The following is a 15,068-nucleotide window of genomic DNA, read 5'->3' as shown; positions in this document are numbered from 1 at the left end:
TGGCGGCTCTTCCGCCGAGCCCGCTGCAGCCCCAACCGACTGACGTCAATGACCAAAGCGGTCCTCACCCTGGAGCAGCACCGCTGAAGAAGCTCCATGAAGGGTGGAGTCGGTGTGTCGGTGTCCGGCGAACGACGCGATCGCGTGCAACTCCCAGCCCATCCGGGCCAGGTCGGTCAGACACAGGTGCCGGGTGGTGTGCGTGGAGAACCGCTCGACACCGGAGGTCAGCGCGATCCGTCGGACGACCTTTGACCAGGTCCACAGGCTCAGCGGTTGGGCGTGATTGCGCCGCGACTCCGACAAGAACAGCGGCCCTCGGGCCCGGCTGATCCGGGCGCGGTGAGCGAGGTAGTCCGACAGCAGCACCCCGGTCGATGCCGAGTAGGGCACCACCCGCTCCAGCCGGTTCTTCGTCGTTTCCGCCCGTATCCGCAGCGTGCGATGGGCCGGATCGACGTCGCCGGTCCGCAGCGAGCACAGTTCCTCACGGCGCAGGGCAGCGTCGTAGGCCAGGGCGAGCATCACGCGGTTGCGTACCGGCTCGTGCTTGGCGACCTCCAGGACGCGCAGCCACTGCTGTTCCCCGGGAATCCACGGCAGCTTCGTCAGCCGGGGCACCAGACCGCGCTGCTGACCGCCATTCCGCCGGCCGGAGGTGTAGCGCCCCCGGCCGACGGGGTTGGACTCCCACAGTCCCTCTTCCATGAGGAAGTCGTAGAACAGGCGAACCGACACCAGCCGCTGCTGGATCGTCGCATTCGCCAGCCCCGCCCCGGAGTCGATCGAGATCACATTCGCACCCCGGCGGTGCGGCCGCGAGGTCAACTCCCGTACGTAGAGAGCGATATGTGCACGGTTCGCGGTGACCGGGTCGACATCCTCCCGTTCGCACATCAGCAGGTACTCGGCCAGCCCGCGGGCGTAGGCGTCGATCGTGCGAGGCGCACGTCCGAGATCCGTCCAGACCGTCAGCCAGGCCGCGCCGCCTGCTCGTGCCGGCCGAGCACCGGCCACTTCTCCGTCAGCACCGTCGTGCCGCTCAACACATCTCCCAAGTCCGTGGTTACACCGGAGAGACATGATCACCCCCGGCAGATTCCACGTAACTTTTAAGATGCTTAAGCGGCAGATGTTCGGCCGTGCGGGCTTGGACCTCCTACGCAAGCGCGTACTCCTTGCCGTATGACCCGGACGTCCAGCCGGCCCGGTCAGTGACCGTCCGTCAGCCCAGCACGGAAAGTGATCCAGAACCCGAGTTCGACCGTCGCCGAGACGGCCCCGGTCCACGCTGAAGACGTTGTGATCTCCCTGTCGGTTGAGGCTGTGGCGCGTCAACAGCAGGAGAATTTGAGGAACCTTGCCCCATATTTCGCCGTCTGACACGGAGAGAGCAAGAGTTGTGGGGGTACGAGGGAATTGCGTGGAAGGCTTATGGGACTGGACGCGGTCCGAGGACTGGCGGTCCTTGGGATGTTCGCTGTCCATGTCGGGCCCGTGCCGTACCGGGACGGGCCCGGGCATGTTCTGGTGGCTGCCGATGGCCGTGCGCCCGCCGTCTTCACCCTCGTCGCTGGTTTCTCCCTCGCTCTGGCCCGGGGCGGAACGGAGCCCCGCTCCGGCCCACCATGGTGGACGACGGTCGTGCGCTGCACGGTTTTGGCAGTGCTGGGGCTGGTGCTGGCCTCTTTGCAGACCGGCATCCTCGTCATCCTCAGCTTCTATGCCGTGTATTTCCTGGCCTGTGAGCCCTTCACCCGGCTCCGTACCCCCGTACTGGCTGTGGCCGCTGCCGGGAGCGTTGTCCTGGGCCCGCTTGCCTCCTACGTCTTGGGCCCGCTGTTCGGCGTACGCGTCCAAGGACGCGGCGGGACACCGTCGCTGAGCGAGCTCACGAGTTGGGACGGGGCCGGTCGGGCCCTTGGCGACGTGTTGGCCACGGGGGCCTATCCGTTGCTGACCTACCTGCCGTATCTGCTCATCGGGCTCCTGCTTGGCCGAGTCGTCGATCCACGATGCCTGGCTGATGCCTGGCGTGTGGCGGGCTGGGGGACGGTGGCCACGGTCGCGGGGTATGGGGGTGCCTGGCTGGCCACGGAACGCTTCGGGGGACGGGAGAGGCTGCTCACCGCGATCGCCGAACATCACTCCGGCGCCCTGGCGGCCGCTGATCCGATGCATGCAGTGCTAGCGCGGCAGTTCGGTGCGGTCCCCAGCACTTCCTGGGACTGGCTGTTGATCGCCGAGCCCTACAGCCAGACGCCACTGGAGACGGTGGGCAATGCGGGGGTAGGGAGCGTGCTGATCGGGCTGGCCATGGCGCTCACCTGCCCACGCATCCTGTGGCTGCTGCGTCCGCTGGCCGTCGTCGGTGCGATGTCGCTGAGCGTGTATGTCGTTCATTCCCTGGCCCTGGCGTGGTTCGCGCACGGCGCCGGATCCTGGCAGGCGCTGGGCTGGTTCAGCCTCGCCGCGGTGGCCGGCGCCTCTGCCTGGCAGTTTGTCTGGCGCGGCACGCCGCTGCAGCACGGTCCCCTGGAGTGGGTGTTGCGCTTGGCGGCCGGGCGGGGCCATCCGGCGTCCTGTTCTTCATCGCCGTCGTCGTCTCACGCCGCTTTGCCTTCCAATAGGCCCGGGTGGGACCGGTGACGCCATGGTGGCGGCTCGGATGCAGGGCACTTGCCGTTGGTGCGACGCTGACCGTGAGTGCGTGCACTCAGCCGGCCATACCGCGCGCCACACCTTCGACGAGGTCCCGTATGTCGGCGTGCTCACCGGCGACGTCGGAAAGCACAGATGCACGGCGAGTGTCGTGAACAGCCCGAAGGGCAACGTCCTCGCCACCGCGGCACACTGCGTCCTCCCGCACGCCGGAGCCGCGCATGATGGCGACCGGCCCAGCTCGTACGAGGAGAAGCTGGAGTTCGCTCCACAGTTCTCCGGCAGGGGACGGGGGAGGCCTCCGCACGGGAGGTGGAAGGCGCGCGGCATCCACATCGAAGACTGCTGGAAGGACAAGGACGACAGTGCGGACTATGCCTTCTTGACTGTCGAACCAGACGACCGCGGCCGCAGCGTCCAAGAGGCGGTGGGTGCCGTGGTGCCTGACTGGCCCTCCGGATTCTCGCGGGACGTTACCGTCATCGGCTATCCCCACCACGAGCACAACCCCGAAATCCGGCCTGTCTCCTGCACCACGCGTACTCGACGAGACGACGAGTTGGCGAGACTGGTGCGGATGGAGTGCGCTCGCCTCTGGGGTGGCACCAGCGGAAGTCCGTGGTTGGCCGCTCGCGCTGTCCGGGGACAACCCGGCAGACTCATCGGCGTACTGAGCGGTGGAGACATCGACAGTGAGTCCACCGCTGCCCTCTTCGACACACGGGCACGCGCCCTGTATGAGCAGGCCGCCCGGGAGGCGGGATGACCCGTCACGGCAGTGCCTACTCCTCCGGGTGGCGCTCCCGTCGTTTCCTCAGACCCGCAGTCGCTCAGCCCCTATACACAGCTCATGAAGAAGGCAGTACATGCGTCACTCCACGTTCCCCACAGTCCCAAAGCCCCGGACAGACCGCTCTCCCCGACCTGTCAGTCACCGCATCGGTTACGTCATGTTCCTCAGCCGGTGGCTGCAAGTACCCCTGTATGCGGGGCTGATCGTCGCGCAATTGGTCTACGTCTGGGTCTTTCTCGCCGAGCTGTTCCATCTGGTCAGTGACACCCTCGCGGGGAACGGAAAGGCCAACGAGACGATGACCATGTTGGCCGTCCTGGGGCTCGTCGATGTGGTGATGGTCGCCAACCTTCTCATCATGGTGATCGTGGGCGGCTACGAGACCTTCGTTGCCCGGATGAACCTCCAGGGCCACCCAGACGAGCCGGAGTGGTTGAGCCACGTCAACGCCAATGTGCTGAAAGTCAAGTTGGCCACCGCCATCGTGGGCATCTCCTCCATCCACCTTCTGAAGGCCTTCATCGGCATCAGCGAACCGGGCTGGCGCTGGCAGCAGACCATGTGGCAGGTCATCGTGCACACGGTCTTCATCGCCTCCGCCATCGCCCTGGCCTTGATCGACAAGCTGATGCCAAGCCACGATCCCGACAAGGGCGGGGAACCACATCGCAACGGCCAGGCGGCCCCTGATTGCCTGACGTTCCGGTAGGCGCTCCCGAGTCCCGCCGCATCCCACCACCCGACGTTTCGCCCCTCAGACAGCGCAATCCGGAGCAACGCCATGACGCAGTTCCCACCGCAGTACGACGACCAGAGCCATCGTGGCGATCCGCAGGCCTACAGCGATCCCCAGGTCTACGGCGTGCGCCGAAGGAAGAGACAACGCAGACCCTTGAAGTTGATCGCCACGCTCGCGCTCGTGGCCAGCGGCGTGACGGCCTGGCGGCTCGGCGTCTTCTCCGACAACGGCGAGCCGATCACCTACGCCGGGGCTGACAACACCGCACGCCCCGGGGGCCGGCCAGAGCAGCAGACCGATGTCGATCCCAACGTGCAGTTCCCCACCGGGCCCGCCGCCACGTTCAAGCGCATCGCCCGCTTGGACGACGGAACCGAGATAGGCAAGACCACGCTCGCGGGCCCGAAGTCCGGGTTCACGGGCGACGTATGGGTCTGGACACCCAAGGAGTACAAGGACCCCGCCTACGCGAAAAGCGCCTTCCCTGTTCTCATCGCGCTGCCGGGCAGCTACGGCTATCCCGTCAACTACTGGTCAGGCACCGACCTCGGCCTCCAAAAGGCCGTCAGCGACGGAGCCGCGGCAGGGAGGAGCCACCCCTTCATCGTGGTCATGCCCGTGCTTAACCCAGGTAACAAGGGTCCCTTCCACGACGGCAGTGACATCCCGGGACAGCCGAAGATGGGCACCTGGATGTCCGACGACGTCCCCGACCTCGTCCGGCGGAACTTCCGCACGTACACATCACGCGACGGCTGGGCGTTCATGGGGTCCTCCACCGGCGCCTTCGTCGGCCTCAAACAGGTCCTCAAACACCCCAGCCGCTTCAAGGCAGTGATCGCCAGCGGCGGCATGACCACGCCAGACTCGCCACTGTGGAAGGGGCACCAGAAGGAGATGGACGAGAACAACCCAGAGAAGCTCGCCGAACAGCACATTGCCCAGCACGGGCCTGACGTTCACCTCAACTTCCAGATCGGCGCCAAAGAGGACCCGGCAGGTCTGCGGGAGTTCGTCCGGAAGTACGGGAAGGGCCCGATCAAAGCCACCCTGCGCACCATCGACAACGGAGGCCACAACGGCCGCGACTACGTACGCGGAATGCGCGAGGGGTCCCTGGAGTGGATCAGCAAGGCGCTGCTGGGGCCCAAACCCCGGCCCTCCCAGGGAGCTTCGACCGCCGAGACGGGCTACCGGTAGTTCGTTACCGACTTCGGCTCGTCAGACATCCCATGGCGTTGAGATGTCAAGCTGTAGCGGCGAGGGGCGCGTGGTGTGACCATGCGGTGGCCTCGTCGTAAAGGGTGCGGGTCTTGAGGCATCCGTGGAGGATGCCCACGAGTCGGTTGCCGAGCTGGCGCGGGGCAGGGTTGCAGCCAGCGTCGCGGGCGCGCTGTTTGCCGTAGTAACGGCGGGCGCCGAGCGAGGTGTTCAGGGCAGAGAACGCCTGCTTGTGGAGGGCGTCGGCGAGGCGGTCGTTGCGGGCGGAGCGTGCCTGGACGGTGTGCGTCTTGCCAGAGGCGCGGGTGATGGGGCTGGTGCCGGCGTAGTTCTTGCGGGCCTTGGCGGAGGTGTAGCGGGTGGGGTCGTCCTCGAACTCGGCCAGCACCCGGGCGCCGGTGATCTCGCCGATACCGGGCATCGACGGGTAGACCTCAGCGTCCGGGTGCGCGCGAAAATGCGCGCTCACCTGCTCTTCCAGCGTGGTTATTTGCTCGTTCAGGGCGATTAGCAGTCTTGCGTGGGCGAACGCCACCGCACCGTAAGCGGCGGCCACCGGGGTGGCGACACCGAGCTGGGGCTCGCGTAGCGAGGTCTGCATCGCTGTGGCCCGTTGGTCCCGGCGATGGCGGCGGTGCCGGACCAGGATGGCGGCGATCTGCGGCTTCGTCAGCTTCGCCGCCTGGCCGGGTGTGGGCGCCTTGATCAACAATTCCAGCGCGTCGGTGCTGGTCAACTCCAGGTCGGCGTAAGCGGTCAGCGCGCCGGGGAAGCACTCGCGCAGGGTGCTGCGCAACCTTTGGAAGGTGCGGGTGCGGTCCCAGATCAGGGTCTGGTGGACGCGGGCGACGACGCGGACGGCCTGGGCCTGGTCACTGTCACCGGCCACAGTTCTGAGCTGGGCACCATCGATGCGGACCATGTCCGCCAGCGCGTGCGCGTCGCCCTTGTCGCTCTTGGCCCCGGAGGTGCTGTACCGCTCCTTGAACCGGGCGGCCTGGCGCGGGTTGATCGCGTAGACCTGGTAGCCGGCCGCGATCAGCGCCTGCACCCACGGGCCCCGGTCGGGAGGGTGTACACCAGATTGTGTGAGTAAGCGATGATTGCTCTTGTTGAGTCCGGTTCCTGCCCTGAACGGAAAGTGACACACCGTGATATCGAGGCAGGATGACGAAATGCACCGTGCTGAGGCTGCTCAGCGGGTGAAGCGGGTGCTGTCGCCGGAGGCGATCGACGCGTTGATCGCGGACGCGAAGGACTCCGGGATTCCCTTGGACGGGACGGGTGGACTGCTGCAGCAGATGATGAAGCAGGTCATCGAGCGGGCTCTGCAGGCTGAGTTGAGCGATCACCTGGGCTACGAGGAGGGGGATCCCGCTGGGCGGGGCAGTGGAAACAACCGCAACGGCTCGTATCCGAAGACGGTGACGACCACGGCTGGCCCCGTCGAGTGGGACGTGCCTCGGGACCGTCGGGGCGAGTTCGAGCCGCGGATCGTGCCGAAGGGGACGCGGCGGCTGGGGCAGGTCGACGAGATGGTCCTACCTTTCAAGGGCGGTCACTCTGGTCACTCGTAGGATCGGAAGGCCCGGGGGCTCCGGACATGTCGTCAACAAGGCCGCCCACCTGGTCATCGGCGTCGATGCGGACGGCGTCAAGAACGTGCTGGGGATCTGGCTCCAGGACAGTGAGGGAGCGAAGTTCTGGCTTCACGTGCTCACCCAGCTGGGGCACCGCGGCCTGGCCGACGCCCTCGTGGTGTGCTGTGACGGTCTCAAGGGCCTGCCCGAGGCGATCGAGGCCGTCTGACCCCAGGCGATCACGCAGACCTGCGTCGTTCACTTGATCAGGTCGGCCCTGAAATACCAACACCGTTGCGTTAGCTCCTTGAGCGGTTGTTGATGCCGTGCTTGAAGAACGTGACGGTGGTGTTGACGGTGTAGTTTTGGCTGATCGTGAGGTGTTGTCCGGCGTTCGGTCCGTACTTGCTGGTGGGGTTCTTGCGGGTGCGGGCTTTGACGCGGTGGCGGGCGGGGTGCAGGGCGTGGAGGACGGCCCGGCCGATGGTGCCGGCGAGTCCGGCGGGTCCTGCCGGGGGCAGGATTCCGGTTGCGGTGGTGACGGTGTCGGCAGCGCTGGTCTGCAGGACGGTGAAGCTGATGCGGTCCATGTCCAGGCCAGGCCGGGTGCAGGCAGTGTCGGCGGCGGCACGGATCAGGGCCTGCTAGGTGGTGAGCAGGGCGTAGATCTCCTGGTCGAGCCCGTCAGGCGGCGGGAGCGCAGAACGCGGCCGTCCAGCATGGTCGCTTTGATCGAGAAATACATCGTCTCCGACTGCCACCGTTCATGGTAAAGATCAACGAGCCGGGTGGCCGGGTCGGAGCTCTGGTCGAGGAGGCTGGTGAGCAGGCGCCACTGCTCGGTGCGGACGGTGCCGTCGGCCAGCGTGACGGTCACGGACGCCTCGATAACGCGGACGGTCATCAGGATGGGCAGGACGCCGTAGCCGATCCGGGCCAGGTAGGAGCCGTCGCCCAGGTGCGTCAGCGGAGTGGGGACGCGGCAGGCTGAGGAGCGCACCAGGAACTGTGCGCCGGTGGCTTGCACGTCCCGGACGAACGCCGCTCCGTCGAAACCGGCGTCGGCTAGGCGGTGTCTTCAAATGATCGTGTGTGGTGGATCATGGTTGGGTGATGCGTCGCCATGAACTGTCAGATGCTGAGTGGGAGTTCGTCCGGCCGTTGCTGCCCGTATCGCTGAGGGGGCGGAAGCGGTTGGACGATCGCACGGTGCTCAACGGGATCGTGTGGAAGTTCCGGACCGGGGTGGCCTGGCGAGATGTGCCTGAGCGGTACGGCCCGTGGGCCACGCTCCACACTCGGTTTCGTCGGTGGGCCTTGGACGGCACGTTCGAGCGGATGCTCCAGGCCGCCCAGGCAAGGGCAGACATGGCCGGTGACATCGACTGGCTCGTATCGGTCGACTCCACGGTCACCCGGGCCCACCAGCACGCTGCCGGGGCTCGAAAAGGGGGCTCCGCTGCCCCGCGCTCGGACGTTCCCGGGGCGGCCTGACCAGCAAGATCCACCTGGCCTGCGACGCCCTGGGGCGCCCCCTCGCTTTCACCGTCACCGGCGGAAACACCAACGACTGCACCCAGTTCACGACTGTAATGGATGCGATTCGGGTGCCACGACAAGGGCCGGGACGGCCCCGAAACCGTCCCGACCATGTCGTGGGCGACAAGGGCTACAGTTCCAAAGCCATCCGGGCCTGGCTCAGACGGCGGGGCATCGCCCACACCATTCCCGAACGGGCCGACCAGATCCGCAACCGCCTTCGGCGAGGCAGTCACGGCGGGCGCCCGCCAGCCTTCGACAAGCATCTCTACAAGCGGCGCAACGTCGTTGAACGCTGCTTTAACCGCTTGAAGCAATGGCGCGGCATCGCCACCCGCTACGACAAGACCGCCGACTCCTACCACGCAGCCGTCACCCTCGCCTCACTCCTAATGTGGGTGTGACATTTGAAGACAACTCCTAGCAGGAGCATCGTGCGGTCCAGTACCTTCAGCAGGCGGCCTGCGTAGGCAAGTTCACCCTCGCTCTCGGGGCCGAACGCGGCAGCCAGCACCGTGTGGGTGCCGCACCCGACCAGGACCACGAGTCGCAGCAGCGGGTAGCCGAACTCCAGGCTCTTACTCGCCCGTTTGGGATAGCGCCAGGTGAGCGTCTCCTCGTCGGGTACGTGCAGTGAGGTGCCGTCCATGGCCACGGCCCGCAGACCCTGGTAGAACGAACCGGTCTGTCCGAGATGGGCAACGGGCCCGGCGAGGATCTCGAACAGTCGCCGCAGTGGCACGGAACCTATCCATCGCCGGGCCCTGGACAGTGAGGAAACCGCCGGGCGCACCAGCGGCAGCCCTTCCAGTCCCGCGGTCAGCTTTCCCCACACGCCCCGGTAGGAGCAGTCCTCGAACAGAGCCAGTGCGAGGACGAAGTACACCACCACCCTCGATGACAGCAGGCGCAGCCGTCTCTCGCGTGTACCGGTCTCCTCGATCACCGCGTCCACCAGCACAAAATCCACTATCTGAGTCAACTCACCCAAGTGACCGGGCGCGTACAGACCCCCAGCCGCCTCGACCGTGCGCGTAATGACAGACTTCTCCTGCAACGGGACTCCCGATGATCTTCTTGCTCGACACAAGCTGATCTATCAGGACGTCCCGTTGCGTCATTCAGCAGGGCTTGACCTGCAGCTCAAGATCCAAACGCAACGGTGTTGCGGACAACGTTTACCACCGATCACCAGTCACAAGATCTGAGGCTGTAGTGCACGTCCGCGCAGGCGCAGCAGTCGAGAACGGCTTCCTCGTCGAACGCGAGGAAGCTCACGCAGCTGAACTACCTCACGATCCATAGATATTGACCATTGCTCTTGCAAGGAGAGGGACATACATGCCTACGCATGCCTATCTGTCGTCATCCCGGGACAAGCCAAAGCCCGCGGCCGTCCAGAGGCCTGGTCCTGCGTCCGTGCGGAGTGGTCCTGGGGCGAAGAGTGCCACAGCGAGTTGGGGCACCTTGGCGTCACAGATACCAGAAGCCAAGCCCCCTGTCGAGGACTTCATCGCCCTCCACGAGCGCAATAGGAGCACTTTGGAGGATGACTTGCTGTTGGCGATAGGGGACGAACCTCGGGCCAAAAATGCCCGCTACCTCGAGGAGGCCCTCGAATCCGATCGCCAGCGTGAGGACTCGTCCGACGGCGGCGAATCGACCTTCGCGGACCTCCGCAAGACGCTTGCCAAGACCCAGGCGAATATTGAGGCCGGGCCCGTTCGTATCCTGACTTATGATTCGACGTCGTTCGGCAGGATGGCCGTCGCCATCGGGGACATCGAGGCCGCCACCCACGTCGGCGTCCTGGTCCCTGGCATGGGCAGCGGTCCCTCGAACTTCGGCGATCTCATCACACGGGCCCGGAACGTCTACCGCGCGTGCCGCGAGGTCGCCTCCAAATCCCCCGAAAAAAAGAAGGTCGCCATCATTGCCTGGCAGGGTTACAAGGCTCCCGACCTTTCGGAGACCCTTCGGGAGGCCCTTTGGGACGCCGGCGAGACAGCCGCCATGGAGGGCTCCAGGCTCCTCCTCGACGACCTTGCCGACTGGCGTTCCCGCTGGAGGAAAAGCACCGACCGCAAGGAGGCCGGCCTTCCCGAACAGCCCAAGATCACCGTCGTCGGGCACAGCTACGGAAGCGTCCTCGTCGGACATGCCTTCCAGAAGCTCTCCGAGTCTGGCGGCACCAACTCGGCCCCCGTGGGCGGCGGAGAGGTCGACTACCTTGTCTTCACCGGCAGCCCCGGCACCGGCGTCAAAAAAGCCGAACACTCCAACATCCCCCTCAAGCACCAATACGTCCTCGCCGACCGCGATGACCCCGTCACCAACCTCAACTGGTACACCGACCCCGCCCACCAGGATTATGACCCGACTGGAGAAGTAACCCGCCTCCTTGCCGGCCCCCCCGCGGCCTCCGACGCCCCCGACATAAGCGATCCCCACAGCGGCTACTACGTTCCCCGCAGCATAAGCATCTACAATATCGCCCGTGTCGTCACCGAAGAAACCAAAATGATCTCCAAGGATAAGGCGCGGACTGGCTACTACCCGTTCATCGCTAAGGCACTGAACCTCTCTGCCTCTCTTGCCGACACCTTACCTTCCGCACAGAGAGTCGGAACACACTCTGCCGGATTCCCGGTACTGGCCGGACAGCCCGACAAGCCGCTCTGCCTGAAGCTGAATGAAGGGGCCTCGGGGAAATTCTCCGTCGTCAACGACATCAAGTTCTTCACTCCGGAGTTCATGGACATCGCCCCGGACGGCGAAAAGATATACCTCAAGCCCCCCGGGCAGCTCTGGCCCGAGAGCCTCTCAAGAGGGTCCGTCCTCATCCTGGACAACTTCGGCAACGAAATCGGTTTACGCATCAAAGAAATCAGCAAAATATTCGGCAATTCGAATACGAGGATTTGCCCGGCCAAGAACTGGAAGGGAAGGAAGCCGGAATTCATTATCGTAGCCCCGATATTCAGAGATTCGAAAGAAATGGTGCGGCAGTGGCAGGAAAGTGAAGAGGGGAACATCGGGATTGACGTCCAGATGCCGTACGGGCCCCTGGAACATTTCCCGACAACCACAAGGGGGAAGCGCAGCCGCAGAAGCACTCCTGGCGAAACGGTCATGCTTCCAGCACAGGAAACCGGAATATGTCATTCTGGATTCCCGAAACTAGCCGGCGACGATGAAAATCCCAGCCTGACACTGGAGAGCGGGGGCTTGGGGAAATTCTCCGTGGCAAATGGCGCCAGGTTCTTCACTCCGGAGTTCATGGAAATCGTCACAGACGGCAAAAAGGTAGAACTCAAACCCACCGGGCTGGACCGGTTTTACGGTCTCAACAAACAGGAAGTCATCGTCTTCAAGCACTACGGCGACGGCTCCATTGAGGGTCGTTTCGAGGACATCAAACAATCGAAAAATACGAGTATCCTGACGGGCAGCGATGAGCCCCCGAGCTTCTTTTCCGTAGCCGTGATACCCGATCGATGGCATGCCCCGTTCCGTATCAATTCACCCTTGACCATCGCCCCGTCTCTCGCTGAGGTACTGTCCGAGCTCTTGAAATCTTTCCCGACGGCCACCACCGATTTCGAAGATCTTAAAAATGCGCTACGCCAGAGCGAGGCAGAATTTACGATAGACTTCTCCGCGGCGTCCGCAAAACAAACAATCGACGAAGTGAGAAAGCACATCCCGCGCATCGGGAGCGGCGATTTCAGGTCTTCTTTCGATAGAAACTTGAACCGCCGACTCCAAGATGTAATGAAACGGATCTTCGCCAAGTCGACAGGCCCGGCGAGAGATCTCGCGGGGCTATGGCTAGGTGGACAACTAAACGAACTCGCGGTGACCTTGAATTTCGCACTGGTACCCGGCATGGTCGCCATAACATCCGATGGGCATACGCTACTCGTATCAATTCCGACAGGTGAGCATCGCCTGTGGAATTCTAACGAAGCGGAGAGTACGTACAAAAACTTCGTCAGCAAACATTTGTCGAGATCCGCCAAGAAGTACGCGGAGCCGGAACGTACCACCCCTAATCCGAGCACCTGGCTAGGGCTACCCATGGGTGCCGGTCTACAAAATCAATATTTCCAACTCGAATTCAAGCCGTTCTACAACCCTCATCGTGACCTGTTGGCGCACGCACAGGATCGAGTTAATTCCGATTTCCGCGGCATACCGCAGACGTATACATTCGATGACTACACGAACGCCCTCTTCGCAGGCCAGGACCTAATGATGTTCGGTGACGCCCGTTCATACAAAGGGCAGCGTTTCAAGTCTGGCGAAATCTATCTCGTCGATGTCGATCCATCGGGTATTAAAGTCGAGAGGAGGGTTGGCTCGGGCAATGTCTTTGCTTTGAATGATCCTGCCTGTTCGTTCCTGCACCTTCCATGGGGAGGCGATTTCGAGAAGACTCCCTTCGGGGGAAAGGTGAAGTGCCCGCGCCCCCTGTCCGCATTTGGTGACCGCCTTCCCATACTCGCCCTGTTCGGTGGCCGCAAGCTCATCGACGTCATCAGGATGGATAGCGAGTGGCATTCGATCACCTTCGACGCGAAGAGTCTGATCGAGAACGGACAGAGCATTTTTGGTGCCATCGTGACCAACCGCTCCAAAGGAAGCCTTCTGCCTAGCCTTCTGCCTGCCGAGATGATTAAGGGAGATATACTCGAGCCATATTCTGTCGATATCAAGCTCGATGAAAACGACGAACAAGCCATCACGAAGAAATGGTACGACGAGCTGGAGCCGGAGCTGCCGAAGTTGCGGCCGCGCCGGCATGAGCCCGGCGACCACGATGCGCAGGCGGGGGAGCAGCAGCAGGTTCCCTCGGGCGACTTCTGGAGGGGCTTGGCCCGCTCCGCCGATCCCCAGATTCAGCTCTTCCAGAGCTTGGCGGTTCCCGAGGGCAAAGAACCGGTCGCCAGGGCGATGCTGGAAGCGATCCAAGCCGCTGCCGAGCAGTCAAGGCTCACCGCCGCTTCATCACGGGTGCTGGACGCGAGTCTCAAGTACCAGGGCTCCGTCGACCGGATGAGAGTCTTCCATTACTATGACCATCCCGACAAGTATCTAAATGGCCAGATTCCTTCCGTCGCAGACGTCGCCGCCGACCTGATGGGAACCAGCGACGGAGGCTGGACAGTCAATTCTAGAAAAGCGTGGAGAAAGGGGAAGGAGGATTTCCTCAGGGCTCAAAGCGAATACGACGAAGCATTTACAGCCCTCAAGGGGATGACCTCCCAGGGGGGAAGTCGTGGTACCAGCATCGACGACATAGCTGTCCAAAAAAATCCGTCGAAAGTCTACAGCTGGGCATTCACGTTGCTGTATGCCGGGAACCTCGCGATGTCCGTTTTTGGTGGCGGAATAGAAAAAGGAGATGCTCTGGTCCATAGCGTGGCGGCGGCCTCGAGCATCGCAGTTGCCATGTCGGCCATCGATAGTTTCCTGACTTCGATAGGCAAAGAGGCCGGAACGGTCAGGGCAACCGTCCTTCCGGCCGTATCTCTCATCGCGAACACTCTTTCGCTCTGGAAAACCCTCCGAGAAGATGAAGTCGACGCGTGGGCCGTAGCGTTCGACGTCATGGGTATCTCCGCGGACGTCCTGGCCCTTTTGGCCGTGCTCTTCCCCGCCCTGTCCACTGCGGCTACCGTGCTGGGTGCACTCCTCGCCATTCCGAGCGTCATGTACATGATCTACAACTTGGGAGAAACGCCGCCCCTCCCCGATAGGTTCGTGCAAGAACTTGGCAGGAAGCTGGCGGACGGCATCACCTCTTCCCTGGAGGACTACAGGGCCGACCTCCATCAAAAGCTGATGAGTTTGGGAGTCCCGGAACGCCGTATCGCGGGGTTGTGGAACAGCACTGAGCGATCCTCCGTATTGGAGCCTCTCATCCACAAAATGAAAGAGCAGAATACTTCGCGGCCCATAGAAAAATTTAGGGCTTGGGATGTGGGGCCGGTCAAGGCGCAACTAGAGGAGGTCCTGGAATCCCCGGGATATTTTAACTATACTCCACTGGAATGTTTTATAGATCTCTACGACGAACTCAAAAAGTACTGTATTAAAAAGATTCAAGACGCTAAACCCGGTGCGCTGAACAAGTTGTCCTTCTCCTTGGAGGACTGGCTGCTGCAAACCAAAGAAGGGCTCACATGGGCCAGAGGTGCCTATCGTAGCCGACCGCCGGTGAACTGGAATGGTCCAGTTGGTTAGCCTGTCAGGGGCCCAGCCAGGCAGGGCTCCGTCAAGTTCCGTGTCTGTACGCAGGGCCCTGCTGCTGGACATGATTGCGGCGCATGTATGTCAACGCCACGACAACGGATTTGAAAAGCCCGAGAATTGGCGGCCAGCGCCTTTCCGATCCATCCCGCACACGCTCGTGGGTCATGACGCACAGATCCGTGATCTGCCACGGCAGCTGTAGTTCTTGGTTGATGGGGTGTTGGTGCAGGTCAAGTCGTTGCTGTGGCGGTGGTGTTGTTCCATTTGCGGTGGGCTT

At 63.2% G+C, this 15,068-nt stretch carries 9 protein-coding genes and 5 pseudogenes; 8 read left to right on the top strand and 6 right to left on the bottom strand.

The features are described from left to right. A pseudogene (locus tag ACFVFQ_RS37605) lies at window positions 1-87 on the top strand (IS5/IS1182 family transposase); the annotation flags it as partial. Between the two features lie 75 nt (window positions 88-162). Here ACFVFQ_RS37605 and ACFVFQ_RS37600 read toward each other — a convergent pair. Further along, a pseudogene (locus tag ACFVFQ_RS37600) lies at window positions 163-525 on the bottom strand (site-specific integrase); the annotation flags it as partial. Window positions 526-1,665: 1,140 nt separating this feature from the next. Here ACFVFQ_RS37600 and ACFVFQ_RS37595 point away from each other — a divergent pair. From ACFVFQ_RS37595 to ACFVFQ_RS37580, 4 genes are all read left to right on the top strand, one after another. Beyond that, window positions 1,666-2,649: a DUF418 domain-containing protein gene (locus ACFVFQ_RS37595; RefSeq protein WP_383425099.1), complete on the top strand. Its 984-nt coding sequence runs from the start codon at window positions 1,666-1,668 to the stop codon at window positions 2,647-2,649. Window positions 2,650-2,710: 61 nt separating this feature from the next. Further along, complete coding sequence (locus ACFVFQ_RS37590; RefSeq protein WP_383425098.1) at window positions 2,711-3,427, top strand: trypsin-like serine peptidase; 717 nt, start codon at window positions 2,711-2,713, stop codon at window positions 3,425-3,427. Window positions 3,428-3,611: 184 nt separating this feature from the next. Beyond that, on the top strand, window positions 3,612-4,163 hold the full coding sequence (locus ACFVFQ_RS37585; RefSeq protein ID WP_383425096.1) for a TIGR00645 family protein: 552 nt from the start codon (window positions 3,612-3,614) through the stop codon (window positions 4,161-4,163). A gap of 72 nt (window positions 4,164-4,235) precedes the next feature. After that, window positions 4,236-5,393: an alpha/beta hydrolase gene (locus tag ACFVFQ_RS37580; RefSeq protein ID WP_383425093.1), complete on the top strand. Its 1,158-nt coding sequence runs from the start codon at window positions 4,236-4,238 to the stop codon at window positions 5,391-5,393. Between the two features lie 46 nt (window positions 5,394-5,439). On the opposite strand, the gene ACFVFQ_RS37575 is transcribed toward ACFVFQ_RS37580, so the two are convergent. Further along, complete coding sequence (locus ACFVFQ_RS37575) at window positions 5,440-6,465, bottom strand: IS110 family transposase (protein WP_383425091.1); 1,026 nt, start codon at window positions 6,463-6,465, stop codon at window positions 5,440-5,442. Window positions 6,466-6,589: 124 nt separating this feature from the next. On the opposite strand from ACFVFQ_RS37575, the pseudogene ACFVFQ_RS37570 reads away from it, so the two are divergent. Then, window positions 6,590-7,220 (top strand): annotated as a pseudogene (locus ACFVFQ_RS37570) (transposase); the annotation flags it as partial. Between the two features lie 73 nt (window positions 7,221-7,293). On the opposite strand, the gene ACFVFQ_RS37565 reads toward ACFVFQ_RS37570, so the two are convergent. Next, on the bottom strand, window positions 7,294-7,584 hold the full coding sequence (locus tag ACFVFQ_RS37565; protein WP_383425089.1) for a hypothetical protein: 291 nt from the start codon (window positions 7,582-7,584) through the stop codon (window positions 7,294-7,296). Between the two features lie 44 nt (window positions 7,585-7,628). Next, window positions 7,629-8,051: pseudogene (locus ACFVFQ_RS37560) on the bottom strand (hypothetical protein); the annotation flags it as partial. 56 nt (window positions 8,052-8,107) lie between these two features. Here ACFVFQ_RS37560 and ACFVFQ_RS37555 point away from each other — a divergent pair. Continuing rightward, window positions 8,108-8,937: pseudogene (locus tag ACFVFQ_RS37555) on the top strand (IS5 family transposase). On the opposite strand, the gene ACFVFQ_RS37550 reads toward ACFVFQ_RS37555, so the two are convergent. Next, window positions 8,892-9,524, bottom strand: a complete 633-nt coding sequence (locus tag ACFVFQ_RS37550; protein WP_383425087.1) for a transposase domain-containing protein — start codon at window positions 9,522-9,524, stop codon at window positions 8,892-8,894. The pseudogene ACFVFQ_RS37555 and the gene ACFVFQ_RS37550 sit on opposite strands and share 46 nt — an antisense overlap. Before the next feature lie 350 nt (window positions 9,525-9,874). Here ACFVFQ_RS37550 and ACFVFQ_RS37545 point away from each other — a divergent pair, with 350 nt between their 5' ends. Beyond that, window positions 9,875-14,782 carry an alpha/beta hydrolase gene (locus tag ACFVFQ_RS37545; RefSeq protein ID WP_383425085.1) on the top strand — a complete coding sequence of 1,636 codons (4,908 nt, stop codon included), beginning with the start codon at window positions 9,875-9,877 and terminating at the stop codon, window positions 14,780-14,782. A gap of 31 nt (window positions 14,783-14,813) precedes the next feature. Here the strand turns inward: ACFVFQ_RS37545 and ACFVFQ_RS37540 are convergent. Then, the coding region (locus tag ACFVFQ_RS37540) for a hypothetical protein (protein WP_383425083.1) at window positions 14,814-15,068 on the bottom strand (255 nt) is incomplete at its 5' end.

The sequence above is a fragment of the Streptomyces sp. NPDC057743 genome, from assembly GCF_042798755.1.
In the GTDB taxonomy this organism is placed as follows: domain Bacteria; phylum Actinomycetota; class Actinomycetes; order Streptomycetales; family Streptomycetaceae; genus Streptomyces.
Note: the sequence above shows the minus strand (reverse complement) of the source record. Positions and strands in the feature narration are given on the sequence as shown.